This is a genomic window from Marixanthomonas ophiurae (assembly GCF_003413745.1).
Taxonomy (GTDB): Bacteria; Bacteroidota; Bacteroidia; order Flavobacteriales; family Flavobacteriaceae; genus Marixanthomonas; species Marixanthomonas ophiurae.
This window is the reverse complement of record NZ_QVID01000001.1, coordinates 1,805,838-1,832,635: the sequence shown is the minus strand read 5'-3', so window position 1 is coordinate 1,832,635 and position 26,798 is coordinate 1,805,838. Positions and strand designations below refer to the sequence as shown.

Genomic DNA, 26,798 nt, shown 5'->3' with positions numbered 1-26,798 from the left:
CTACTAATTTTTTATAGCATATAGTTTTAACATTCCTATTTGCTTAATCATTTGATAGCTTTCAAAATTTTCTTCTGAAAGTATATGCGTAACGTCATGCTCATTTAAAAAAAATTCTTTTTCTAGTTCAGATGCCTTTCTTAGTTTTCTTTTCGCTTTATACCATTCGATTAACTCTTCAGGATTTCCTTCAATTAAAATCGACGCTCCTTTGTGATCAAATTTCACCGAACGTAATGCTGCAGAGCGCAAGCGATATTCTTTATAGAAAACAGCATTAACAGGGGTTTCTTTTTTAATATATGCAGCCATCTTGTCAAAATCACGTTGCTTTTCTTCAATGGAAGCAAAAACAGGTCCGTTGCAATAAATACTGGTTGTAATATCATCTGAGATAAAAGGAATAGGTTTGAACCTATTGGGCGTTGCCAGTATAATTAAAAATATATAAAGAGCAGTTAGACCTGCAAGAAGCTTTTTTGAAATAAACTTTCTTTCCATACACCATACCAGAAGAAATCCCATAGCCAAATAACCTGGCAAAATAGCAAGTTTTTGCACTCGTACTATCTGAAAAGACATACGCAAGTTGATATTAAATGCTGAATTAACCCAATTTTCAATAGGGATACTCAATAAAGGTACTATAAACAATACAGCACCTAAGGTAAGCACAAAAAAGCTTTGTTTTTTAAGGCTCTTATAGAATAAGGATAAAGCAAATAGGATGGCGGTGGGTACAAGAAAAAACAACGTTTTTATGTGGATCCATTGAGAAGCATATTTAACTACATCTTTAAAGTAACTAGGAATACGTGCATCAAACGCCTTTTGGTAAAGTTCTACATTATAAGTAGCGGTAGTTTCTGTTTTTCCAAAGTACGTTATAATAAAAGGCAGCATCCCTAGTATTATAAAAACAACAGATGATAAAACCCTTATAAAAGATAGTTTTAGGATACTATTAGATTTTAACCCTATAAAAAATAAAGTGAACAAATAGATTAAAATTCCTCCCAAACCGGTTATTGGATGAAAGTTAAATATCAATCCTATTAAAAAAGCAGAAAAAAACAGCCTATACCTGTAACTGGACTTTGCCAATAAAATAATAAAAGGAATGGGTAATAAGGCACTGTATAACTGTCTTGGAACAAAGGTCCACAGGTCAGACATACCCCATATCTCCATTCCGGGAAGCCATACAATTCCCCGTATTAAAATGGATAGTAAAAAAGCAATCCAAAAGTTTCTCTTAAACACAAAATAAAACAAAACAAACCAACTTAATCCATACAAAATATGCGTTGCTGTATGGAGTATATTGATGGCCAGCATATAATCGCCATTGGTTAACTTTGCCATAAACCGCAATGGCTGAACAAAGAAAGGGGTGTAGTATTTAAAATTATCTACCGATGATAGATACAAATCGTTTTTAAATAATGCTGGGTCATCGAGCTTTTGGCACATGGGCACAATATTGTGCTGATCTGACGATAACCGGGAATACCCTACCCCATAATTCATTATAAAAAAAGAGGCTGCAATAAAAAGATTGAATACTAGTACAGCTATAACTGCTTTTTTAGTCATCCCTTTTTTCTTTTGGGGTGTTTATAATATCAAATTGAATCGCTTGTAAAATCAATTGAAAACCTAAAATGATAAGTAGGGCGCTTATCATAATAGTACCAAAAGGCGTTAAAACTCCCTTACTTGCATATTCATACCAATTAATGCCTCCGTATATAACACCTGCAACAAATAAAAGGTGTCCAAAAATTATATATAAAGTGCCAATATTAAAATCGTACACAAAATAAGCCTTCCAAATACGGGATATGAATTTTTTAAAGAGATTGATGCTAAACAAAAGGGGCATCTTAAAAACTTTCATATTTGATTTTTCATCGCCATAGATTGCCGGCATAGCTATTTCCTTGATATTAGCTCTTTGATAGTATAACTCTGAAATTAGCGAAGTCTCAAAAAAATAATTATTGGCGATGGGGTTTTTGTCCATCAATTTTAAACTTCTTTTGGATATTGCGAAAAAGCCATTATTAAAGTCAAAGCAATTCCAATACCCGGTTGCCACTTTACTTAAAAAAGAGAGAAATAGATTTCCGAAGCGCCGCGTCCAAGGCATGTTTTTTAAGGCTTTGAAATCCCTGAAACGGTTTCCTTTTACAAAGTCATGCGTTCCATTAAGAATAGGTGTTACCAATTGTGGTACATAATCAGTATCCATTTGGTCATCGGCATCAAGTTTGAGTATCACTTCAATATTTGGTTGGTTTTCAAAATAAGAAAGCCCTTTTTTGGTGGCACCGCCAACCCCTAAATTTTCAGGTAGATTTAATATTATCAAGCGATCAGAAAGCATATCCAAACTTTCGGGTAGCGATTCTGGGCTTTTGTCATCCACAATTACTATATGGTCACTATACTGTAATGCTTTTTGCACCACCGTTTCAATGTGAGCGCTAGCGTTATAATATGGTATGACAATCCCTATTTTGTTTTTAAAATTTTCCATTTAAGATGTGTTGCGCAACGGTGCCAATAATAGCACGCAAGCTATCATAAAAAATCCTAAAATACCAAATAATGGCCTATATACATATAAATGTTCTCCAAAGTACAAGGTCACCATCATAGCAAAAACGATTCCGTTTACTGCCATCTGCAAATTAGGTAGTTTTCGTTTTACTATTACAAGGTAAGAAAACAACCACCTGAAGTAAAGTACAAGTCCAAAAATCCCTAATTCAGCAATTAAAGTAAGGTACATATTATGAGCAGAATAGCCAATTCCAGATCTATTGTTAAAGCCCTGTCCAACAGGCCACAGAATGGGGTTGTTTAATAAAAAATGGACATAATTTTCGTGCAACTCCATACGTCCCGCACCCAAATTTTCATACAGGCCTGTAAAATCATCTGCCGATTTAATATCGTCCGGGCTGTCAATCCTGTCTATTATCCTTCCATTTAGCGTATCACTTATACGGTCTAAAATGGTGGGGTTGTAAAATAAAATCGCCACTAAAAAAAAACTCCCCATCACAGCAAATTGCATAAACCGGGCGGTCCGTTTTACCATGAAATATACTAAAAACACCCCTACTCCCAAATACGTGGTTCTAGAGCCACTCAATAAAATGGTGATAACAGCTCCTGTGATAGCTGCATAGATTAAGTATTTTGGTACTTTAAGTTTCTTTTCATATAAAATACCCAACAGTAAAATAAGTGAAATAAGCATTGTCATGCCTATCACAATTTTATTAGGACCTACCGTACCAGAGAGAAAACCGTGATAGCCTATATAATAATCGTCAGACCAAAGAAAAGGGATAACACCCACATTTTGACCTATCACCACAATACTTTCGGCTAGTACCAAAACGGTTATAAACGTAAATATATTGGTATATCGTTTAGTATTTGAAAGGTAAAAATAGAGAAACACAGCCCCCAAAAAGAATACCCACATATGATAGAGGTACAGAAAACTTTGTACAAACTTGACAAAGTTATTTTTAAATAACATAAAAATCAATGTCAAAATTATCGATATGGAGCAATACACCGCAAAGTCACGGAAACGTTTTAAAAATACCACCTTGTTAATCCCTAAATTGACATATTTAAAATATTGAAAGTACCTTAAAAACAGTACCACCCCTAAAAAATCGTACAACCGGAGTTCGTTTTCCCCTTTAATAGAATAATACAGTACCGGTAGATTATAAAAATAACTGAATATCAACAGCCAAAGCACCACTTTCAATAAATGGTCGTTGGTTATTTTTTCCAGTATTTCACGGTTAGTTATGTTCACTTGCTTTGATTGTCTAAAATTTCAGAAGCTATTTTTTTGATATAATGAGAATATGTAAAACGCTCAGCCAAGTTATAATTATAATCAATTATTTTAGTAAACTCCTGTTTTGAAACAGCTAAGCTTTTATCAATTGATTTGTTTATTCCTGTAACCGAAAGAGGTTCGATTAAAAACCCATTTTCCCAGTCTTCAATGTATTGATTTATACACGAAACATCTGAAACAATGGGGATACAACCAAAATTCATGGCTTCACTAACTACTTTTGGAAACCCTTCATTCTTGGAAGGCAATAGTATGAAATGAGCTAGTTTATAGACTTCAAAAACCTGCTCTCTTGGCAATGAACCGTGAAAAATTATAGGAATTGCACTCTTTTCAGCTACCGATTTTAATGATTGTTCCAGTATTCCAGAACCTACAATGTGTATTTCCTTTATCCCGTTTGTTCTATTATTTTGCAATGCTTCAAAAAGCATGTCTATTCCTTTATGAGCTTGTAAGCCGCCTACAAAACAATATGCTTTTTTAGTCTCTAAAACTTTGTTTCCCACTATCTGTTTTCCTAACTCTCTATCAATTTTTGTAAGACACGGATTCTCAAAAGGAATAACATGGGCTGGGTCTTCTTCCCATTGTCCATTTACTGTCACTCTTCTCGATTGTTTTTTTAAAACCCATCTTTGGAAAGCATAACTTAACGATGGTTTTTTTTGCACCCAATTACCGGCATATTTATACCATCCTTTTTTATTACTGAATAAGGTAATCCAAGGTATTAAATACATTGCTATTCCCATAGGAGTACGAACTTGGAATATATCTGTTTTTTTTAATATCTTACTTACAGTCGTAATAGTACTTGGCATATTCAACAACACATCTACCTTACTGAATAAGGTGCTCCCCCCTGTTGGTTTTAAAGGAATAAACGTAACTCTATCTGTTGTGTAAGATAATGCGCTTTCTGGCGGTATACCGGGATGTAAGACCGCAACATGATAAATTACTTCAAATTGATTAGCAAGGTGGTTAATTTCCGTAACTGTAGGTCCCCAGCCTACAATGGTGCCATCTGGTTTTTTATAATGAGCGGTATGTGAAATAATTGCGAGTTTCATTTTGACTTCGGCTTTGTTTATCCTGAGTTTTAATCGAAGGGCTCAGTAATCTTTTCGTCATTCCTCTCTAAAATAGTTAAATATGATTGTATTATTTTGTCCCATGTAAAATTTTGGGACCAATTTTTCGCTCCCTCTGAATATACTTCATAGTTACTGAGGATTTCCTGTAAGGCTTCTTTACATTGTTGCGGGTTATCATTTTCAATTAGTTTTCCTGAATAACCATTTTTTATTGCATCTTCAATCCCACAGCCTTTGGCTCCAATAGCTGGTATTCCCAATGAATTGGCTTCTAGTATGGCAATCCCAAAACCTTCGGCATCTCCTGTTTTTGTAATTTCACTAAGCATGATAAACACATCAGCATCCTGCAACATTTTTATTTTTTTAGTCTCGGTTACCTTCCCATGAAAGACCACCGATTTTTCAACACCTAGCCGCAATAGCAATTGTTGTAATTTTTCTTTTTCCGTAGGGATTCCAACAATATGGTATTTTAGGTCTGGATAGTTTTCTAATAGTATTGGTAAGGCTTTTATAACATTATGCTGCCCTTTGCGTTGTGTAACATTCCCAACTGTAATCAATACTGGTACGGGTGATTTTTCTTCTTCAACAGGAAAAGTGTGTTCTAAAGAAAAACCATTTGGGATTACTTGGATATTTTTTAAGTTTAATTCTGAAACCAATGATTTAGTATAATGACTTACAGCAATAACTTTATGAAATCGTTTTAGAGAACCATTTGTTATCCATTTTAATAAACTATTGGATAATTGTACTTCGCTTCCATGGATTACAGCTATATATTTTTTCTGAAAAAAAAGACTTAAAAACGCTGCCAACCAAAGTGAAAACTTACCAGAAGCTATAATGGTATCATTTTTATGAGCATTTGAAACAGCTATCTGTATGCGCTTAAAATATTTAATGAGAGCTAGAGTTTTCCTAGAGGTTCTAATCACATTAAAATCGGCTGCTGCATCAAAAACTTCTTCTTCTTTCCCTGTTTTGGAACGGTCATCACAAATAACGGTAACCGAGTGTTCATGTCCCTGCAGTCCTTTTGCAAGATGAAAGGCATGATTGCCTATGCCACCAGGTTGAGGAGGAAATTCCGAAGTCAATAAAAGTACCTTATGAAAGCTCACTTATTTTAGCACCTTGGGTTAATTTTTTACTCGCTTTTTGCCAGGAAATCAATACCTGAATTAATATGATTGGGAACAAAAATAACGAGATAAGCACACCAACCAACAATAGTTTCCTGTTTTTCTTAAAACGATACGGCATTACGGAAGGTGGTACTGTTTTTAACAAGGAATAGATAGCTCTTTTTGAACCGTAATACTTTCTGTATAAATACAGTACACTTGGTATGGGGCGCGGTGCAAACCATTTTTTAGGTCGGAAAGCATCCCAGCTTCCCAGTTGTCGTAAACCACCCGTACCTGCTTTTACATCGATACAAGAGGCGTAGGGGTTAGAAACGCTTTTCATCCCTTCCAAAAAAACCCGCAATCCAAATTCGCTATCACCCATCCGTTGTTTTTCAAATTGGCGATCAAAAAGTCCCGTTTTTTTAAATATATTTCTATATAGTGCAGCGTTACCTGTTGCAAATTGGGAGGCTACGCTAAAAAAGGAACGGTCTTTAGGAATACTACTTCCCTCGGGATAAAAGACCCCAGCCGAAACATCTGCATCAAAATAATCTAAACAACGTAAGTGATTCTCAATCCAAATATCGGGTACGCGTACATCGTCTTCAGAAAGTGCTATTACAGTCCCTTTAGCCTTTTCTATAGCTGTATTCCGGGCCAACCACAAAGCAGGTTCTTCTTGCCGTATTAAATTTATGTTCAAATTAAATTGCCTATAAAATTCTTTTTGAAAAGGTTGCGATTGATCAACAATCAGTATTTCAAAATTGGAATAGGTTTGTTTTTCAAAATCCTGAAGTACATCTTTTAAATAGGAATAGCGGTTCAAGGTGGGGATTACCACGCTTACTAAGGTACCTTCATTGATTAATTTCGAAGGATTTTTATCCCAGTCAGGATAGATAATTATTTTTTCTGAATTATTTTTTCTTTTTACTTTTTTAGTACTGTTCCACCCTTTCCATTCTGTAACGGGATTTTTAAAAGTAAATAAGCGAATTAAAAAGACGTACAAAGCCCAAACGGGATGAAAATACAACCTGATGAACCGGTACTCATCTATTACAGGTACTTTTTCAAAAGTTTTGTAAGTAGATGCATTACCAAAATACCCCTTCTTAATAGCTTGCCATGACAAGTCATACTCTTTTGCTAATTCGCTTTTAAATTCAGGATTTGGGGTTAGTTTTTGTGTTATTTCAACAGGTAGTTTTGAAACTATCGGGAATATGGAGGTGCCGTCTTTTCTATACAATTGAAAATAGCTAGTGGGCTGTAAATATTTTAAAAACTTGAAGAGCATTAATTTAGTCCGTTTTTAATAACAAGTTAAAAAAAAACATTACAAATAGTTGAATTTGGAGATTGGCTCTTTCAATTCATTTTCAATAAAGCGGATTTGCTCTGGCGTTAAATGGTTTACATAATCTCCGGCTAAACCGTTTCTAAAAAAGCTAGTGTCGTCTTTTTCCCCCGGCTTTCTTCCTTTAGATAGTTTTTCAAATGAATTATTTTCCCAGGCCGCCAAAAAATCTTCAGTTGACTTTATGGTTGAATTCTCATCAATAAAATCAAGAATTTCTAAAAATGAATCAAAACCGTTCTCAGAAATCAAGTTCTCATATTTAACGAATTTGACCGTTTCTTGAATACCTTTATTTAAATTTAAAACATGATGAAAATAGCTTTTTAACTTCGTTACTTCCCGCTTGATAAAATCGTCTTTAATTGTACCGTCTTCATTAAATTTACTCTTCTCCTGCGTCCAGTTTTGAAGTCTGTTTTTATACCTTCTATCAAAATGAAAGGCAAACGAAACGATTATGTCGCGCATATCCCGAACCAAAATGATTGTTTTTGAATTTGGAAAATAATAGTTGATCAATTCAGGGTCTTGGGCGGTTGACTTTTCTCCAAAATAAACTGAAGTTGTTTTTGAAAGTTGTGCTATTTTAGCTGTATACCGACTTATAAATTCTTCTTTATAAAAACTTGACGATATATTTAGCATGGACTCCCGTGCTTTATTCTCTTTTATAGTTTTAAGGATGTTGCTCTCTGGTGTTCCTGTGTTCAAAAAATCGAAATATTGGTTGGAGCCTATACAACTAAAATTATTAATATCATTAATTGTATTCTTTATCCAAGTTGTACCAGATTTATCATATCCGGTTAAAAAAAATAGCTTCGTATCATCAACCGCTTTTGTTTCACTTTTTACCGGTTTTAAACTATGGTATTGTTGAATTGTATATTTTATAAAACTTTTTATCCGGTTTTTCATCCTACGTATTTGTTCAGTTTGAAATTTTAAAAATACAATCGTTAACTTCTATTTTTCTACTTTTTTAAATGCTTCAGCAAAGGCACGGCTTGTTATTTCCCTTCCTGGCGTGTTTACATGAATATCGTCATAAAAAAAGGTGTCGTCCTGTATTAAACCTGTATGGTCGATTACCGGAACTTCTTTTTCAGAAAAACGCACTGCTGTATTCCGAAGAGGCGAAAGATAATAAATCAGTTGAATATTATTGGCCTTACAGAGGGATTTGATTTTTTTCAAATACGGATTTACAAACCGAATAGTACGTTCTTTTTTTTCAGAATCAGAAAACTTCCTATTCTTTTTGGGATAGGTATAGTTTCCGAAGGCATCAAAACGGTTATGTCTATTAGGCTTTAAAATGCTTACCAATGAAGGCCAAAACAACTCGGCATTAAAATAAGAAACCCCGCTCATAGGAAACCATTTAGTAGCTTGTAACATTTTAACACGTTGGTCTCTCTTTTTAATTTCAGAAAAATGATTATTTACGTACGGCCTGTTTATGTACATTAAAAACCGGTAGTCGTTGTCGCTTACCGCTTCTTCCATGTTGTCATAACTTAAAACACCCGGTGCCAACACACAATATGTTGTTTGTTTCCCTTCAGCTAAAAAATGTTGCAGCATAAGGTATTGAGCACCCAAGCCGGTATCATCCATAGCCAGGTTGATTCCTTTTATATTGGCAATGCTATCAATCATAGTGGTGTTTAAAGTGGTCAATCCCGTACTGGCACCTAAGACAATATAGTCAAATTGGGTTTCAGGCACTTGGTTTGCCAAAAAAGAGGGTTTGTAAAAAGAGCCGTTCCGTAAACTCCAAAGGCTTACCATGGACACTACATTTGCCAAGGCCAAAAAAGCCAAAACCAAAACTGCAATATGTTTAAAGAATGTTTTCATTAAAACTGAAAATAAATAAAGTCGGCCGGGTTTTTAAACACGCCCATAAACACAATTAAAAGCAAAATAAACAACGTACTACCAACCGACAAGCTTACTTCTTGTTTGTTTTTTTGAACGGTTTTAAATTCATAAATCAACATTACTGCAATCCCAAATGCAATAATACAGCTAAACAACAGCGCTTTAGACGATTTAAAAAAGGTTGTAAATGACAAATCTTGAAAACTGAAAATATCTATTAGTATTGAAAAAGCGCTTTGCACCGTATCTGCTCTAAAAAATACCCATGCGACCATAACCAATAAAAAAGTAAGTAAAATAGATGGTATCTGCTTTACGGAAATATAAAAAGAGCCACTGTAAGTCCGGTTTTTATTGGCCAGCAACAAGGGTAAAAACAATAAAGCATGAATAGCACCCCATATTATAAAGGTCCAATTGGCGCCATGCCAGAAACCACTGACCAAAAAAACAATGCTCACATTCCGTATTTGTTGTAGCTTACCACCTCTTGATCCACCGAGCGGGATATACACATAATCCCGAAACCAAGTGGAAAGCGAAATATGCCAGCGGCGCCAAAACTCGGCTATATCCCTTGAAAAATAGGGGAAGGTAAAATTAGTCATCAATGAAAAGCCAAACAAACGTGCCACGCCAATGGCAATATCAGAATAGCCTGAAAAATCACCATATATCTGAAAGCCAAACAACACAACACCCGTAAACAGCTCGCTTGATGAATATCCGCCCGGACTATTAAAAATTTGATCTACAAAAAAGGCACAGTTGTCTGCCACTACTACTTTTTTAAAGAGTCCCCAAACAATAAGAGATATACCACTAATGGCAAATTTTGAATTAAAGACCCGTTTTATAGTAAACTGTGGCAATAAGCGAGTAGCCCGTTCAATAGGCCCGGCTACCAATTGTGGAAAAAAGGAAACATAAGCCGCAAATTGAATGAGGTTTTGGGTAGGCTGTAACTTTTCCCGATATACATCGATGGTGTAACTTAATGTCTGGAAGGTGTAAAATGAAATACCTACCGGTAAAATAATGTTCAAAGTTGTAATGTTTTGCTGTATTCCAAAGGCTTGAAAAGCATTGACCCAGCTTTCTATAAAAAAGTTGAAGTATTTAAAAAAGCACAACAAGCCTAAGTTAAATAGTAAACTGCCCAACAAGAGCATTTTTTTTGTTGCTTTTTTATTCTGTTTTTTAATAGCGAGCGCGAGCGAATAATCCACCAATGTACTCGCTGCTATCAACGCCAAAAACCGATAATCCCACCAACCATAAAATACATAACTGGCTACCAAGATAAAGAGATTTTGAAGGGACAGGGATTTTTTTACCACAAACCAATAGACAATAAAGACTATTGGTAAAAAAATTAAAAAAGAAAGGGAATTAAAAAGCATCTATTTTTTTGGTATTCTTGGTAAATCATTTTTATTGTCCCGCTTCGATAAACTCAGCACACCGCCTTGAGGGGACTTTATAGGTCGTAAAATTTCACAAACTCTTTTTGTTGTTTTTCAACAGTAAATTCTTTCATTACCCGATCTGCTGCATAATCTGTAAGTTGAGTTTTTTCTGTTTCTGAGAGCTTAATTATCTGCTCTATTTGTGTTGCTAATAATTCGGGTTTAAATTTGGGTACTACCCAACCAGTTTTTTTGTGCAGTACATTTTCCGCAAGCCCCTCGGCATTTGAAACGATGCACAGCTTTTTCATACTTTGTGCCTCTAAAACAGCATTACAAAAACCTTCAGAAATACTGTACTGTAAGTATATTTCAGCATTTTTATAATACATTTTCACCTCTTCTCTATTCTTCTTTCCCGCAAACACTATCTCATCCTTTATATTCAATTGGTGTGCGGCAAAGATAATCTCTTCTTCTTCTTTTTTGGTTCCACTGCCCACTATCGTATAAACAAACGGAATCCCATTTTTTTTAAGGATTGCCAACGCTTCCAGCATTTGTACGTATCCTTTTTTCCAGTGCAAACGTCCTACAGTTAGGAGTTTTATAGGGCCGTTAACTTTTGGAGCGTTATTTTCTTCCGACGAAAAAAAGTTGGCATCAATAGCTGGAGTTATTTTTTGCACGGGAACATTTTTGGAAAGACCGAGTTTATAGGCTTTTTCCAACAAATCATTTGAAATGGTATGCACCTTATCCACATGTTTCCATAATTTAGTATAACAGCTAGGATGCTTCAACGGATAGATGGCAATATCGAACCCCCGAAAACTAACCGCCATTTTTGCCCCTATGGCCTTAGCAAGGTTTTCTTTTTCCAGAGCCATGGTGGCAAAGCCGAAATGCAGCCAATCCAGCCGTTTGGAAAGTATATGTGCATTGAGGTATGTTCTTTTAATAATACTTGACGTATTGGTGCCTTGTTCCCTTTCCAACTGTATAAAACGGTAAACAGTTCTCATTGCGGAAATCAACTTTACAAACACAACCACCATAGCCAACAACTGTACAAAACTATTGCGGTACACTTTTGGAGAAACCTGTACCGAACACAGATTAAAATCAGTTTCTTTATACTGAACAAAAAGAATGGGCTCTAATCCATGCGCTTGCAGTCCTTTTATTTTTGAAGTAAAAAAGGTTTCGGAATATCCCGGGGTTTTTGAAAGTACTAAGCCTATTCGCATTATTTATTTTGGTTAAACCATTTTGAAAGTACATCTTTTTGCACCAGCTCATCTAACCCTTCCAATTCTATTTTAAAAAAATTATCTAAATAATTGACTGTTGAAGGGTTTGGCTTAAATTTCACTTCAGTTTGTAAGGGATTGAGCCGTTTATGAATTTTATTAAACACTTTTTGACCAAAAGGATTCTTTTTTTGAAATTCCGCTTGCAAAGGTAAAAACGAAGCATAACGGCGATTACCATAATTTCGTAACAATCGGTTTCGCATCAATTGTAACCGTAGTCTTTTTGGTGTTTTTGTTTTATTGGAATGGGCTTGCCAATCATTTTCTTTAAAATCACTGAAATCAACATTTAGGAATTCACAAATATCGGCGATACACGTTTTGGTATTGACTGTTAAATCTTCAAACAAAATTATTTTAATACGTTCAAAAGGAAGGTGTTTATAATACGCTCCCAGTTGTTGTTTGTACCTACTCCGGTTAATAATACTGTTTGGATCGTAGCGTAAAGTATCTTCTAGATTATAAACCGCCCTACCCGACTTTAATAGATGAAGGTAATTGGAAATAGCCCGCTTGGTAGGGTGCCGAAGTATAAAAATCATTTTAATGGGTTTTTGTTGCAGCACAATTCGCTCAGCAGCTTTTGGAGCAGCTAAATACGTTGTGGAGTCCTCCCCTACTATGCTTCCCTCTTTTTTTATGGAATCAAAATTTGAGTAATACCAGTTCCATAGTCTTTCTGGATGTTCCTGCATGGATTGAACCGTCCATTCTTTTGTTTTATTATTGAAAAAATTGAAATCGGGGTGGTTTATAATATTGTCAATATCAAAAAAACCTAATTCATTATGAGCCAAGTTGATGGAGGGGTGCCGATCTAAAATGGTGTGTAGTGTGGTTGTGCCTGATTTCATAGCACCACCAATAATAAAGTCGGGTAACTTTTCTGGTTGTTTTGAAATCCAATTTGTGTCTGTTGTCCCGCTCATGGTTTTTTTACATTGCTCAATTAATGAATTCTAGGATATAATTTTGTTTTAAAAATGTCTAAAATACTATTTATCTGTTGCAATTCATTCGATGTAAAGGTAACTTCCTTTTTTTCTTTGGTAACTATACTACTTTTATGATGTGTTTTTGAAGAAGGTTTCGTGTAAACTTCTTCTATATTTTTTATGGGTTCAATTACAAAATAATTACAAATTTCATGAAAAACAGCAATATCTTTGCGTAAGGCTTCATATCGTATTACTTTGGAACGGCCCTGATAGGGTTGTAACACTTCTAACGGCAGTACATTTTCAATACACCATCGCACAGTTAAAGTCTCCAGTTTTGAAAGTGCTTTTACATCAGTTATATTAAAATCAAATCTATTTTTAATTAACTCAACCAATTTTTCCTGTTCTTGAAAGTGAGATAAATCTATTAACCATGGAAAATTATTCCGTTGTTGAGAATATAAAGTATCATAAGGATTTCTAAGCAAATGAATAAGCGGTATTTCAAAGGTTTCGTTCATATACTTTGCCGCAAGGTTCGCCCGAACAAATTTGATAATGTATTTTTTTGGGATAAAAGGCCACAAATGTCGCTTCCATTTCCGGTTGCTGTTTTGTGCTATCCAGTCGTTATCAACACGGTTGGCAAACACTTGTTTTAAATAGCGGTTTGCTTTTTTTGCTTCGGAAGTCTCTTCTAACCATTTGTCGCACAACAAATGTCCTTTTTCCGTTTGGGTTTCGTGTTCAGGTTCAAACAGCATCCTATAGCGATTTTGTTGCGCTATGGTCTCGCTTAACCAGCTGGTCCCGCTACGGGCGGAACCTACAATGATAATATGTTTAGAATACCTACTCATATTATTTTTTCATATAACTTCTCATACGATGTTACTTCCTTACAAATATCAAATTGATGAGCTAATTGAACAGCCTCTTTGGTTTTTGTTTTGTAAAATTCTTTATCGTGAACGTATTTCAGCACTTCCTTTATAAACACTTCTGAATTTTTTAAATTAAAGACTTTTCCACCTAACTTATCCTTAAATATAAAACGTGATCCACCTCCAGAGTCTGAACAAAGCACCGGAACACCGCAAGCCAAAGCTTCTAAAACTGAAACAGGCAGTCCTTCATTTTTCGAAGCCAACACAAATAAATCTTGGTTTTGTAAAATCAATGGTAACTCATCATTCGGAACGACGCCTTTTATGTGTACCCTATCTTCTAAATTATTTTTCTTTATTACTTCTTTTAATTTTTTTAAATAATTTGGTTCTGGCTTCCCATATAACCTCAAATGAACAAAATCTGGCAAATCAATTAGTGTCTTAACTGTGAACAGCTGGTTTTTGTTTTTATTGATATTCCCTACCGTACATATATTAAAATTTTCTGTGGCGACCTCTTTAAGCTTTTTAGGTTTAAATGTATTTATATCCACCCCATGAGGAATGAATGTAATCTTATTCCGAAGTAAGAGACCTGAAAAAAACTTGTTTTTCATCTCTGGGTTATCATACGCAATATGTTTGGCCAATAGGCTTTTTACAAACCAACGTTTAGACCAACTATCGTTTTTTTTAGTATATAAATATGCTACAGAAGATCGCTTACACGCTAAAGCTTTAATAAAATTTGACTTATAATCCCAAGAATGGACGATCTCAATTTTATGTTTTTTTAAAATTTTCGAAAAAGTTGAAATGTCTTTTAATATTTTACCTGTCCGCGGAATTAAAATTTGACGGTCCTTGGAAATTATGTTTGGTATGTGTTCAGGATACTTTTCAACTCCAATAAATACTTCAAAACGTGTGGTGTCTATTTTCTTTATAATAGACACTAATACATACCGGCTTCCTGCATTTTTAAAATTAGGGATGGTGAAAAGGACTTTAATTTTTTTATCCATTGTTTTTCTTCCAAAGTGCTAAAGTAAGCAACATACTAACCGGATGCGAATAGGTAACAGCATCTTTTTCTTTAAATGCGTTGTAAAAAGCTTGAATCACTTCTTCAGAAACCCATTCTTTTAATGGGTTTGAGAATAAATAGCTCTCTAATTGGGTTGCATTTTCCTTTCCTAAAAATTGCAATTCCCAATTACGTTGTATGTATTTTTTACCCACTAGGGCATTGCTTTCCCGTTGTGCTTTTTTAATAATACGATATGGAAGGTTATAAGGAATACGGTTTTTTCCGTAATTGTATAAGTTAAAAGGCCGGTGGTCCTGCCAGGTTATCTTTGCCAATTTCGGGCTTTGGGCTTTTATATAGGCTATCTGTAATTTTCTATCTGCTAAAAATTCTTCAGGAATCGTGCAGATAAATTCGCACATACGGTCATCGTAATACGGTAACGTTACAGGGCGTTTTTCTATAAACACAGATAAATTGACCGAGGTCCAGCGTGGCGCCCAATACAGCGATTTAAAAGCCCGCACTTTTGCACTTACATTTTTAATCTTGATAGTATCTAATAACGTATTGATGCGTTTGTGCAGATAGTGTTCAAAAGTACCTTCCAATTTCCACTGGTGCCACAGCGCGTTTCCGAGTTCCATACCACCTTTTTTAATTAGTTTTTTCAGAATAATTTCGGTCAATTGATTTTCTGAAACTGTTTTATCTGTTCCGCTGTCAAACAATACATCACCCCAATGTCCCAAGGAAAAAACATCGCCCATAGCTTCAAATTTATCAATGATGGCCATTTGCCGTGGGTGCGTAAAATCACTATTGCATTGGTTTATTTTTGCGAGTTCTTCAATAACATTCCATACATACCCTTTTTCAATTTGGAAGGGTTTAAAATCAAAGTCACAAGCTGTGGCTATTTTTTGGGCTAGTTGCGTTTCGGGATATCCGCCGTCAAAATCATAACTGTAGGAACTAACTTCCTTACCCAGTTTTTTTAAAACAACCGCTTGGCTGCGGCTATCCAATCCGCCGGAAAGCGGCAGGATTGTTTTTTTGTTTCCTATTTGTTCCTCAACAATTGTTTCAAATAAGGTTGTGAACTCTTGCAATGCCTCATTAAATGAAATAGTGCGCGGTGTGTAATGCCATTGAAACCAAGGTGTGCATTTCACCAAAAACCCATCAGCATCTAGTTGGTTTATAGAAGCCGGAGGTAACGCCACTACATCTTTCCAATACGTATCCCTATCTAAAAAAAAACCAGTAGCTGCAAATATGCAGATGGCTTCTTTGTTTAATTCATGATCCCCTTTAACCTTTGCAAAGGTTGGTTGTATGGGTATTATGGGGGTTTTTATTTTTCTCAAGAATAGTGTTATTAAGGATGCCTTCATTTCATTCTGAAAGCAAGATATGTTTTTCTTTTAAATTGACACAGGAAAGCTTTCAGAACACCCAAAACACCTTTAAAATTTATTTATTTTAATGATCTATCATTTTTCTTAATTATAGAAGGCAGCAAGGCTGGAACCCAATAATAAATATAAAACTTAAAAACATAGCTGAAATTAAAAAGAACTAAAATTTCTAAGTACAACCGTATCAAAAAAGAGGTTTTTACTGTTTTTATATCCTGAAATAATTGTTTTTTCAGTTTTCGACGTTCTTGTATACCGTTTGTCAGGTTGAGCATCCTTCCTATGGAAACAAAAATAGTTTTAAAAAGTATCCGTTTAAATTCGTACGGCACTTCGTGGTTTCTATAAAAAGGAAGGTGCGATTTTACATATCGTGGCCATTGCATAAAGACCCTGTCTTTATTCTTTTTAACCACTTGAATAGATGACTGCTCGTGTTTGTAGTACACGTAAATATACAAATCAATAAAAGCTACGTTACAAAGCATTCCCAGTTTTATATCTAACGCAGTATCTTCGCCTGTCTGCAAGGAAATGTTGTAAGACCCTATTGTATCAAAGACCCTCCTGCGGTACAGAAAAGCAGGCGGCCCCACCACGGTCCGTAGATCGGAAAGCCATTGCAGACCCCAATATGGCTTCTCTTTTATTATAATTTCCCTTGTATCGTCCTCCGGTTTTTCAAGCGCTGCTGTATTTTTATGTAATTTTTTCATTTTCCCAAAAACCGCATCAATCTTTGGATGCTCATCCAATATACTTTTTAATTTTTTTAAGGCATTGGGAAATATTTGATCATCCACATCAAACATATACACATACTCCCCTTTGGCATGTTCTAGTCCTTTATTTCTGGCAGCGGCGGCTCCTTGAACTTTTTGTTCGAAAAGTTTCACCCGTGTATCTGTTTCTTGTACTTCCTTTATTTTTTCCATGGAATTATCTGTGGAATTATTATCCACAAATAAAATCTCAAAATCTTCTATATTTTGCTTTACAATCGATTCATATGCCTTTACAATAAAATCAGCACCATTGTACACTGGGATAATTACAGAAAAGTCCATAGCTTCAAATATATAAGTAAATGTCATTGTGGCAAGCATGGGAGCACCTAAATTCCAAAGAAAAAACAGTACCTTTCCCTTTTTAAGAAACCGTCACAATTAAGTTGAAAAAACGCCGTACCATAGCTATCTATTCCGGTGCCATCCCCAGCACCACTTTTGTGGAACAATTGATAAAAGGGGTTGCCGCCCATCAACGAGTTTTATTGTTTGGAAGAATCACTAAGCCTATTTCCTATACCTCTAAAAACATTACGGTACATGCTACTCCTAATTCCCATTTTCTAAATTTTATTTACAGCTTATATCGCTTATCTTTTTTATTGTTGAAAAAACCTAAAGGTCTTTTTGTACTTTTACGACAAACCAAAAAACGAAAAGGACTGTATAAACGCTGGATGTGGTTTACCAAAGCATTACCCATTGTTTTGTATAGACCGGATGTTTTTCATATTCAATGGGCTAAAAGTTTAGATTCTTTTTTCTTTTTAAAGACCGAATTCAATATCCCCATTGTATTGAGTTTACGAGGAGCACATATTAATTATTCACCTATTGCTTCACAAAAATTGACAGATAGTTATAAAGAGCAATTTCCTAACGTAGCTGGTTTTCACGCCGTTTCAAAAGCTATTTCAAGTGAAGCCCAAAAATACAATGCTCCTACCAATCGCATACAGGTTATTCATTCTATGGTTCCTGAGCAATTTTTTAAAGCTTTTACCTCGTACAAAAAAAGAAAGTCTGGTCCTTTTAACTTAGTTTCCATTGGGCGACCGCATTGGATAAAAGGATATAGTTATGCTATCCAAGCTATACGTCTGCTACTTGAACAAGGTTTTGACTGCACCTATACCATAATTGGGATTGATGAAGTCGATGAGGGGCTTTTATATCAAATAAATGATTTGGGGTTGGAAAAAAACGTACGCTTACTGCCTTCTCTACCTCAATCAAAATTAATAATGGAATTGCCAAATTACGATGCCCTTTTACTACCAAGCTTAAAAGAAGGTATTGCTAATGTAGTTTTGGAGGCTATGGCTATGGGTGTCCCTGTCATCAGCAGTGATTGTGGAGGCATGAAAGAAGTTGTTACTGATACCACTGGATTTTTAGTGCCGATACGTAATCCTAAAGCGATTGCTAAAGCAGTTATACAACTGGACACTATGAAAGAAACCGAAGTGCAAGCACTTACCCAACAAGCACATAATTTTATAAAAAGAGAATTCCTATCTACTAAAGGGGTGGATGAATTTTTGGCGCTTTATGAAAGTTCAATGAAAAGTAATTAATCAAGGTTTGGTTTTTGATATTCAATCCCAAAATCCTTTAATATCAAAAATAAAAACCGTTCTCTGTAGGTTACATATTGCAAGGCTTTTTCTGTCCATTCTTTGTTTGTAGCTTTTGTTTTAGACTTTGTAACATTCATTTTTTTATGCTCCTTGACAAAAGCGAGCTCTTTTTTAGTAAAGCCGCACTCACTTAATAAATTATATAAATCGTCTTTTAAATTTTCTACTTGTAAAAAACGAATATCTGCCATATCCTTTCTATAAGCTCCAGAAGTAATGTATTCTTCGTTTATTTTAAGGATTGCTTCTTCAGGATTTTTAAAGAAGAACTGTACAAACTGAATAGTCTGCGGTCCTAAATCATGAATGTTTTCCACACCTTCTTTTATCCATTCAAGCCTAGTCTTTTCGGCTTCTAAAGATAAATCTACATAAGTGTCAAGGTTTAAGTTTGGGAAAGATGGAAATTTATTTTTTATTATTTCCTTGCTTACAGTCAGTTGGGTTGGATTGGCCCAGGAACGAAATTTGTAAGAGGATAAAAACCGGCTATATGGATTCCTTACTACCGATACTATAGGCCTATTTCTGTATTTTGTGGGGATTTGTGAGTAAACCCCATGTTGATCCAAACTTTTGGTTGGCATCTTAATATTTGGGAGCTTTAGCTCTATTATTTCTCTCTTTAATATTTTTAACTTGTACCCTATTTTATTTAAAATGGCACCATACTTATTGTTATAAACTTTTTTTATAACGGTACGGCTAAAGGTAGTCCCTGTTTTAGGAACGTTGAGCATGACAAAGTTTTTTGTGATCAGCATTAATACATTTTTTAAAGTTTTAAAATTGGCTCTATCCTATAAATGTAAACCGTTCTCGGTTTACACTTCTTTTTAATCGAACAATTAATTTAACTGCAATTTTTTGGGGCATTTGACCTACCAAATATACATAGTTAGAAAATACTGGGTTTCGCCAAGACCTTACATTTTTTACACTCCGTTTTAAGCTTGGGCCATCACAAACGCCAAGTTCAATAAGTATGGCTAAATTAATTAAGGTAAGAACCGTAATCTGTTTTTTAATGGCATGGGTTTTAAACTTTTTGCTTTCTATTAATACGTCTGAAATAAGTGAAAGGGACTTGTTTTTTTCAAGCAACGTTTTACCTTTATCTTGATTAGAAAGCTTGTCAGTGCCCGAAATATCGTAATACACTAAATTTTCTTTAACGGGAACCACTTGGTTATTGAGCGTTGCCACAGAAACATCAAACACATAATCTTCCCAGTTTCTCGATGATGCCCAACGAATATCTTGAACAATCTTCCTATTCCATAAACAACCTCCGGTGCCCCACTGTCTTCCTCTATATAAAATATTTGGGAGGATTGTGGTGGGAGTTGATGGCTTTTTACGTCTTTTATTTACAAAATCTCCTTTAACATCAATATTAAAACCACTAGCATAAGCCATGACTGTATTTGGGGTGTTTTGTAACGCGGTGACCGTTTTATCTAAAAAATCAACATGCCAATAATCGTCACTATCCAAAAAGACAATATACCTTCCTTTGGCCTTTTTCATTCCTGCGTTTCTTGATAAGCCAGGCCCTAAATTGGTTTTATTTTTTATATAGGTGATCTTTTCGTTTTTAACAGGACATGGTTTTTCTGAACAATCGTCCACTATTATTATTTCATAATGGGTATAGGTTTGGTTTGCTATTGCATCCAGGCACCGCTCCATTTTTAAGGGGCGGTTGTAATACGGGATGACAATGGAAACCAAAGGCTGCATATTGATTTTTATAAAATATTTAGTAAATGAACTTTCTGTTCAATAGTATTAAAATTACTTTGGAAAGAAGCTTAGAATGCTCAAAAAAAGGAGTCTTTAATAATAGAAAGCCAATCGCTATGTTCCGTTGCTCCTTTTTTGAAAAACTGGACTTTTTACTTTTATATTCCTTTTTAAGTTGAGATTGACGTTTCTTAAAGAGTGCACTGTTTAACCGTTTTAACTCGACCAGTTTTTTAAACAACATACCATAGTATTTATATAATAACGGTGGTTTCAAAAGTTGTAGGCATCCAAAAAGGGTTAAAAAATTATGTTCTTTTCGTTTGGCTTTAGACTTTGAAGTATATGCTCCGCTATCGTGTTGTCTATATGTACCCGTTATTTCATCTATGTATTTTATTTTTCCAAATTGTGCTTGATACAATAATATAATCGTGTCCATCCCCGGTGCTATTTGTAAATTGCTAAAATCCCTGTTTTTGAAAACTCGAGTTAAAGTAGGCACCCTTAGGGGTAAATCTTTTTGCGTATATGTAGTTTTTGGGGAGGTGGTTATCAACTGCTCTTTTGTTTCTTCTCCTTTATCGTTTATAATATTAATATTGGTAAAACAAACTTCATAATCAGGATTAGCTTCAAGAAAATCTACTTGTTTTTGTAGCTTAAAGGAATCCGTCCAATAGTCATCACCTTCACAGAGCGCTATATATTTTGCGTTACTTTTATAACACAAATCATACATACTCATTCCATTTTTATTACTACCGATGTTTTTGTTGTTCAATACCAATTTAATGGCGTCAGGATATTTGTTTTTTAACTCCAAACAGATATTGCGGGTGTTATCAGTTGAACAGTCTTCCCCTATAAACAATTGAAAATCAAAATTGGTCTGTTGCGCCATAATGGATTCAACAGCTTGTTCAATGTATTTTTCATGGTTGTAGGTTACCATCCATATCACTAATTTTGGGCTTTTAAATAATTTTGACATCTCTATATTTGATAAAATAGACAAAAGGTCTATAACATTTTTTCCTATAAAATTTAAAAATTATAAAAGTCTAATTATTTAATAATTTTAAATCCCAAAAATAAATTCAATCAACTTTCTCTCTCAAAAACAATATTATAAAGATAAGGCTCATTGGGTACCTCAAATCTTTTATTTTCAATAAGTCCAGCTTTATTCAAAAAAAGAATAATGTTTTTGAAATTTGGATCTTGTTCATTTAATTCAAAAATAATTCCTTTAAGGGATTTTGAATTCAAAGTCTTAGTAGCCCCTAATAAAAAAGGCATTTCTGATCCATCAATATCAATTTTAAGATAATCAGGAAACGGATGGTTACTGTCGGTAAGAAAAGAATCTAATGAGACTATCTTTATTTCTTGACTTTCAACAAAATTAAAGTCTAGGTCATTTCGAGTCTCTCCATGCTCAACTATTTTTTGATGACCACCTTCCCAAGGCTGTCCAATTTTTATAGTAGCATTTCCATTTTTAGCACCCACTCCAGCATTTATCGCTTTAAGACTGTCTTTGTCAAGCTTATTAATCTCAATATTTTGCGAAAAAACCAAAAAATTTCTTGTCTCAGGCTCAAACGATATAACTTTAATTCCTTTTAGCGCTGCATATATTGAAAAACGTCCTTCACAAGCACCCAAATCATATAACACATCAGCAGGTTTCATTGTATCAATAAAATCTAAATTCTCAGTTTCATAATTCATTCTAGCACAAAGTTCGAGAGATCTTGTATATGTCATTAGTTTAAGCCTTATATCGCGAACCTCAACATCAGTAGATTTTAATTTTTCTTTTTTCATCGTGAATAAATTTTAGCTATGTCGTTACTTGAAGGAAAGTTTTTAGTAATAAGTTCTTCAATAGGTTTATATATATATGGGTGGGCATACTTTCTTTTTAAAAAAGATGAATCATCTAAATCATTATACCTGAAATGACAACTCCATCTTGGTTTATCGGTAATATTATTGCCACTCTGGTGTATTAAAAAAGAAGAAAACAATAAAATATCTCCAGCTTTAACTTCAATTGAAGCTAAAGCATCTTCCTCTTCATTATCTAATTTTACCATACCGAAACCATTTTCAAGATGATCTGTTCTTAAACCCTGCAAATGGCTTCCAGGCAATACTTCTAAAGCTCCTAAATCTTTATTAATATCTAATAAAGGAATCCATATAACTACAGAGTTAAGCGACCCTTGCATACTTCTCCAATCTTGATGTGCAGCTACTTTATGAAATACTTTTTTTTTGGCAAGCTTAGGATGATTAAAAAAAAGAACAGGTCTTGTACTCACCACTGGACTTGAAATTCCAACTTCGTGTAATAATTCTATTATTTTTTTATTGAGTGATAGAAGGTGTAAGCTAATTAAGTGCTGTACTTGCTTTCCACAATTTGAAAGACACTCAAAATCTTCCTCAAATAATCGGTACATAAAAGAATTAAATGAACTCTCAGTAATATCTTCCAATTTAGATTTAACTGTATATCCCTTTTCTATAAATTGTTTCAAAAAAACATTTTTGGCATCATTCAAAATAAGATTAACCTCATTCTTAGGGAAGAAGTCTTCCAAAAGTAAATAGCCATTTTTATTAAAAAAATCTATATCGTATTTCATAGTTAGATTATAATAAATTAATATACTAAAGTGATTGTATTATCGCATACTTAAAACCACTTCTGTAAAATCCATTTCCAATGTAAAAAAGATCTTATTCTTTTAAAAATTGGAAGGTTTACGGGTGGCATCTGTTGAACATTTATCATTTATCAATAATTAAAACGCAAAATTAGTTTGTTTTACCATAATGAATTTAACAGCTTGTTCAATATAATCTTTAAGGTTGTAGGCTACCATCCATACTGCAACAAGTAAACTTTTATTTGTCATTTCTTTTTAAAAAGGAAAAAAAAATTTCTCTTGAATTCTTTTGTCTTTAAACGTTTTTTTTGGGCATCAGAATTAGCAACAACACCTTTGTTACCAGATGGAAAAGGCAAAGTCGGTATTTCTTTGTTTAAAAAAGAGCACAAAACATCCCAACTGTCCCCTTCTGTGATACTCAAGTTTAAATAAGAATAATTTGACCCCTCAAAAAAGGTGTTGATTTCCTTATTCAATTGGATATATTGATTAATTATATTTCCTTTTTCATTAGAAAGTTTTTGTATTTTCAATACTCTTTCAAGATAATAGATAAGACCATATCGTCCATTTTTATGAAATACTTCCATGGCTTGGTCTTTGTCTTTATCTTTATCTAGTTTCGTCAACATGTTTTCTAAAGATACATACCATTTTTCGGGATCGCGTACGGTATGTATAAATTTAGCGTCAGGATATGTTTTGGACAGGTACAGGTAAAAATCTGTTCCGCCCCAAGGAAGATCTACAAAGGCATCATAATAGCTAATTATCCTATCAATTTCTTTAAAATCTTTGTTCACGAACAGGCTAATTAAGTAGTTTGAATGGCTGTTGCTATAATGCCCCTTACAGACATTATAGTCTAATAACGTCAAGGCTCTTTCCAACGATGTCGTCCCTGTTTTAGGAAACCCAATACAAAATACTTTTTCCATAAGTTAATTTAATAGTTATTTTTCAGCATACCCAAAACCCGTTTTTCCAAACCCATTGCCATTATAAAACATATATTTAATCCCTTTGTTTTTAACAACGTTTGGATAGCAGATCATCTCAGAATCCCAACCATTGGGAGAAAGCCCAATGCCTGCAGAGGCATCTAAACGCTTCCAGGTTATACCGTCGTTAGATTGGGCGTACCCTATTTTATACGAACTACTTTCATCGGTTCGGTAATTTAATGCATTTCGGTACGCATACCACATTTTATACAGGCCACTTTCCTTTAAAACCGAAGCGCTAACAATTCCACCTTCGCTAGGCGATTTAAAATCCAGTGCTACAATACCTTTACGTTCCCAATTTATCCCATCTGTAGATTCGGCATATTTAATATGATAAAATGGTTCGGCTTTACCGGCTATCATCTCCCACTTTACACAAGAGAGATACCACATACGCCAAACACTATTTTCAACTAGCACATAAGATGTTCCCGTAAAATAAGGTTCTTTATGCGTTGAAGGCATTATAGATCCTTCAAAAAGCCTATTAAAGGTTTTACCATCATCCTTGCTTACGGCAAGCCCAACAGAATTGTGATAGGGTACTGTTTTTTTTAATGTCCAACCTATATAATAAAGATATTTTAACCTTCCTTTATTAACTATGCAAGATGGCATTAACCCACTATCGTCAAAGGTTCCTTTTTTTCCAAAATCGAATAAATAATTGGTATGTTTATAAAGAATGTTTTTTGGGTTTCCTGCTTCTACTTCAATATAACTTATTTGGCTTTGGCCTTTTTCATTTCTTGTAGCATAATAAATACGCCAAACCTCATCATTTAATACATCTACAACAGGGCACTGCGCATGGCTTTTGTTCCAAGCATCTTGTCCATTTACATTAAAAACTAAGCCTTTTTTTTGCCACATTAAATTTTGATATCTAAACTGTTTTTACCCTCTAATTTTTTTGCGGGATTGCCTACATAAACACTCCAGGCATCAGTATCTTTTGTTATAGAAGCAGCCATAGCAACCAAAGTTCCTTCTGCCAGTGTAATACCATCCCGTATGGTTGCATTTACACCAAAAAAGCAATTGGCTTCCACCACACAATGACCCGATAAAACTACGTGCGAGGTAAATAATACATTATCCTTTATCTCACAGTGGTGGCCAATATGGTTCCCACTCCATAGCACCACATTATTACCAATTTTTGTAAAAGGCTGTAAAGTGTTATCTTCCAATATAAAACAGTTATCGCCTATTTCGTTATCAAAAACGGTTGCCTTTGAACTTACGTAACTTATCATTTGATACCCTTTTTCTTTAATTTTTTTATAAACAGCTTCCCTCAATCCGTTCATTTTGGTTGGAGACAAAGGTGCAAAAAAATTATACTGGTCTGGAGGGTATTCTGTATCTACTTCTTCAAAAGCGATTACCGGAAGTCCTTTAAACTTTTTGGTTTCAGGAAGGTATTTTTGGTCTACACAGAATGCGGCAACTTTATAAGCTGAATCATTTTCAAGATAGTAATGTGCCAATTCGGCAAAATCCTGTATTCCAAAAATAACTACTTTATTCATCTATATATTTTATGAATGTTATACTCTAAGGCTTAAAGATAAAGGTTATAACGAATTTGCCAAGCTGTTTTACAAAATAGAATCCATCTTTAAAGGAATCTGCCCCCTTTAAATAAGCAACCGATGCTGTTTTAAAATGTGATATATAGGAAGTTTTTGCAGTTTCCCGCAAATAAATTTGACTCAACTTTTTTTCTTTTCTTCGATAGACCACGCTTGTTTCATGGTCGTTCAAGGCCTTGTAATAATTATTCATGTGGCCAAGGAAGCTTAGTTTATTTTTTATTTTGTTTAATCTCGAAATGGCACTCCAAATTCCGCCACTATGCAAACGGTATGCTGATGGTTTTATTTCTAGCATATATTTTCCTTTTCCGTGCTGACCTAAAAAGCTGAGCAAAAAGGTATCTGCATTTAAAACATTTTCGATTTCTGGAGGAAAGCCCGGGAAAATATTTCGGAAAACCAATGAACCAACCGGTAACACAGCCCCTCTTTTTAATTGTTGTGAGCTCTGGTCGCATTTCCTGTTTTTTTTTAATTTCGAGTCCTGTATCCTATTTTCATTGGCATCTATAACAAATGCATCATGAAAAGCCATGGAATATGCTGAGTGTCCTTCTAAAAAATCTACTTGTTTTTGAAGTTTTTCTGGGTCTGTCCAATAATCATCGCCTTCAAGAATCGACACGTATTTTGCCTTGCTTTTATAGCAGGTTTTATAGATGTTTTGGGCATTTTTAAACGATCCAAGATTAGTCTCATTCAAAAAAAGTGTTATTTTTTCTGGATATTTACTTTTTAATCTTTTGCAAATAGCCTGGGTAGCATCGGTAGAGCAATCTTCACCTATAATTAACTGGAAAGGGAAATTGGTTTGTTGCATCATAACAGATTCCACCGCTTTTTCAATAAAATCCTGATGGTTATAAGTTACCATCCAGACCGCAACAGATGCTATGTTTTGGTGCTTTTGCATACTTGTAATTTAC

The 26,798-nt window shown here is 34.5% G+C and carries 25 protein-coding genes; 1 reads left to right on the top strand and 24 read right to left on the bottom strand.

The window, feature by feature from the left end; genetic code table 11:
- Window positions 1–3: 3 nt before the first annotated feature.
- The 15 genes from DZ858_RS08440 to DZ858_RS08370 form a co-directional block, all read right to left on the bottom strand.
- Window positions 4–1,596, bottom strand: a complete 1,593-nt coding sequence (locus DZ858_RS08440; RefSeq protein ID WP_117159121.1) for a hypothetical protein — start codon at window positions 1,594–1,596, stop codon at window positions 4–6.
- Entirely contained in the window at window positions 1,589–2,542 is a 954-nt protein-coding gene (locus tag DZ858_RS08435) for a glycosyltransferase family 2 protein (protein WP_117159120.1), read from the bottom strand. The genes DZ858_RS08440 and DZ858_RS08435 overlap by 8 nt, the downstream gene beginning before the upstream one ends.
- The gene (locus tag DZ858_RS08430) at window positions 2,543–3,850 is read right to left on the bottom strand and encodes an O-antigen ligase family protein (protein WP_117159119.1); all 1,308 of its coding nucleotides are present in this window, start codon (window positions 3,848–3,850) and stop codon (window positions 2,543–2,545) included. It abuts the gene before it with no gap.
- Window positions 3,847–4,974 (bottom strand): glycosyltransferase, encoded by a 1,128-nt coding sequence (locus DZ858_RS08425; RefSeq protein ID WP_117159118.1) that lies wholly within the window; start codon window positions 4,972–4,974, stop codon window positions 3,847–3,849. The genes DZ858_RS08430 and DZ858_RS08425 overlap by 4 nt, the downstream gene beginning before the upstream one ends.
- A 29-nt stretch (window positions 4,975–5,003) precedes the next feature.
- On the bottom strand, window positions 5,004–6,128 hold the full coding sequence (locus tag DZ858_RS08420) for a glycosyltransferase family 4 protein (RefSeq protein ID WP_117159117.1): 1,125 nt from the start codon (window positions 6,126–6,128) through the stop codon (window positions 5,004–5,006).
- Window positions 6,115–7,443 (bottom strand): glycosyltransferase family 2 protein, encoded by a 1,329-nt coding sequence (locus DZ858_RS08415; RefSeq protein WP_117159116.1) that lies wholly within the window; start codon window positions 7,441–7,443, stop codon window positions 6,115–6,117. The genes DZ858_RS08420 and DZ858_RS08415 overlap by 14 nt, the downstream gene beginning before the upstream one ends.
- A 39-nt stretch (window positions 7,444–7,482) precedes the next feature.
- Window positions 7,483–8,424, bottom strand: a complete 942-nt coding sequence (locus DZ858_RS08410; RefSeq protein WP_117159115.1) for a sulfotransferase domain-containing protein — start codon at window positions 8,422–8,424, stop codon at window positions 7,483–7,485.
- 48 nt (window positions 8,425–8,472) lie between these two features.
- The gene (locus tag DZ858_RS08405; protein ID WP_117159114.1) at window positions 8,473–9,369 is read right to left on the bottom strand and encodes a hypothetical protein; all 897 of its coding nucleotides are present in this window, start codon (window positions 9,367–9,369) and stop codon (window positions 8,473–8,475) included.
- Window positions 9,369–10,796 carry an MBOAT family O-acyltransferase gene (locus tag DZ858_RS08400; protein WP_117159113.1) on the bottom strand — a complete coding sequence of 476 codons (1,428 nt, stop codon included), beginning with the start codon at window positions 10,794–10,796 and terminating at the stop codon, window positions 9,369–9,371. The genes DZ858_RS08405 and DZ858_RS08400 overlap by 1 nt, the downstream gene beginning before the upstream one ends.
- A gap of 77 nt (window positions 10,797–10,873) precedes the next feature.
- A complete protein-coding gene (locus tag DZ858_RS08395; RefSeq protein ID WP_117159112.1) occupies window positions 10,874–12,052 on the bottom strand; it encodes a glycosyltransferase family 4 protein in 1,179 nt (392 codons plus the stop codon).
- Window positions 12,052–13,050 carry a sulfotransferase family protein gene (locus DZ858_RS08390; protein ID WP_117159111.1) on the bottom strand — a complete coding sequence of 333 codons (999 nt, stop codon included), beginning with the start codon at window positions 13,048–13,050 and terminating at the stop codon, window positions 12,052–12,054. Before DZ858_RS08390 ends, DZ858_RS08395 begins: the two co-directional genes overlap by 1 nt.
- Window positions 13,051–13,070: 20 nt before the next feature.
- Complete coding sequence (locus DZ858_RS08385; RefSeq protein ID WP_117159110.1) at window positions 13,071–13,922, bottom strand: sulfotransferase domain-containing protein; 852 nt, start codon at window positions 13,920–13,922, stop codon at window positions 13,071–13,073.
- Entirely contained in the window at window positions 13,919–14,977 is a 1,059-nt protein-coding gene (locus DZ858_RS08380; RefSeq protein ID WP_117159109.1) for a glycosyltransferase family 4 protein, read from the bottom strand. The genes DZ858_RS08385 and DZ858_RS08380 overlap by 4 nt, the downstream gene beginning before the upstream one ends.
- The gene (locus tag DZ858_RS08375) at window positions 14,970–16,352 is read right to left on the bottom strand and encodes an asparagine synthase-related protein (protein ID WP_117159563.1); all 1,383 of its coding nucleotides are present in this window, start codon (window positions 16,350–16,352) and stop codon (window positions 14,970–14,972) included. Before DZ858_RS08375 ends, DZ858_RS08380 begins: the two co-directional genes overlap by 8 nt.
- Window positions 16,353–16,462: 110 nt before the next feature.
- The gene (locus DZ858_RS08370) at window positions 16,463–17,470 is read right to left on the bottom strand and encodes a glycosyltransferase family 2 protein (protein WP_158548360.1); all 1,008 of its coding nucleotides are present in this window, start codon (window positions 17,468–17,470) and stop codon (window positions 16,463–16,465) included.
- A 104-nt stretch (window positions 17,471–17,574) separates the two neighbouring features.
- Here DZ858_RS08370 and DZ858_RS08365 point away from each other — a divergent pair, with 104 nt between their 5' ends.
- Complete coding sequence (locus DZ858_RS08365) at window positions 17,575–18,768, top strand: glycosyltransferase family 4 protein (RefSeq protein WP_117159107.1); 1,194 nt, start codon at window positions 17,575–17,577, stop codon at window positions 18,766–18,768.
- On the opposite strand, the gene DZ858_RS08360 is transcribed toward DZ858_RS08365, so the two are convergent.
- The 9 genes from DZ858_RS08360 to DZ858_RS08320 form a co-directional block, all read right to left on the bottom strand.
- Window positions 18,765–19,595 carry a sulfotransferase family 2 domain-containing protein gene (locus DZ858_RS08360; RefSeq protein WP_117159106.1) on the bottom strand — a complete coding sequence of 277 codons (831 nt, stop codon included), beginning with the start codon at window positions 19,593–19,595 and terminating at the stop codon, window positions 18,765–18,767. The two genes, DZ858_RS08365 and DZ858_RS08360, sit on opposite strands and share 4 nt — an antisense overlap.
- A gap of 31 nt (window positions 19,596–19,626) precedes the next feature.
- Window positions 19,627–20,574, bottom strand: a complete 948-nt coding sequence (locus tag DZ858_RS08355) for a glycosyltransferase family 2 protein (RefSeq protein ID WP_117159105.1) — start codon at window positions 20,572–20,574, stop codon at window positions 19,627–19,629.
- A 19-nt stretch (window positions 20,575–20,593) separates the two neighbouring features.
- Window positions 20,594–21,571, bottom strand: coding sequence for a glycosyltransferase (locus DZ858_RS08350; protein WP_117159104.1), 978 nt, complete (start codon window positions 21,569–21,571; stop codon window positions 20,594–20,596).
- Window positions 21,572–21,681: 110 nt separating this feature from the next.
- Entirely contained in the window at window positions 21,682–22,410 is a 729-nt protein-coding gene (locus tag DZ858_RS08345) for an FkbM family methyltransferase (protein ID WP_117159103.1), read from the bottom strand.
- Entirely contained in the window at window positions 22,407–23,237 is an 831-nt protein-coding gene (locus tag DZ858_RS08340; protein WP_117159102.1) for a phytanoyl-CoA dioxygenase family protein, read from the bottom strand. Before DZ858_RS08340 ends, DZ858_RS08345 begins: the two co-directional genes overlap by 4 nt.
- Before the next feature lie 269 nt (window positions 23,238–23,506).
- Complete coding sequence (locus DZ858_RS08335) at window positions 23,507–24,202, bottom strand: sulfotransferase family protein (RefSeq protein ID WP_117159101.1); 696 nt, start codon at window positions 24,200–24,202, stop codon at window positions 23,507–23,509.
- Between the two features lie 15 nt (window positions 24,203–24,217).
- On the bottom strand, window positions 24,218–25,144 hold the full coding sequence (locus DZ858_RS08330) for a glycoside hydrolase family protein (RefSeq protein WP_117159100.1): 927 nt from the start codon (window positions 25,142–25,144) through the stop codon (window positions 24,218–24,220).
- Window positions 25,144–25,806: an acetyltransferase gene (locus tag DZ858_RS08325; RefSeq protein ID WP_117159099.1), complete on the bottom strand. Its 663-nt coding sequence runs from the start codon at window positions 25,804–25,806 to the stop codon at window positions 25,144–25,146. Before DZ858_RS08325 ends, DZ858_RS08330 begins: the two co-directional genes overlap by 1 nt.
- Window positions 25,807–25,831: 25 nt before the next feature.
- Entirely contained in the window at window positions 25,832–26,785 is a 954-nt protein-coding gene (locus DZ858_RS08320; RefSeq protein WP_117159098.1) for a glycosyltransferase, read from the bottom strand.
- Between the last annotated feature and the right edge of the window lie 13 nt (window positions 26,786–26,798).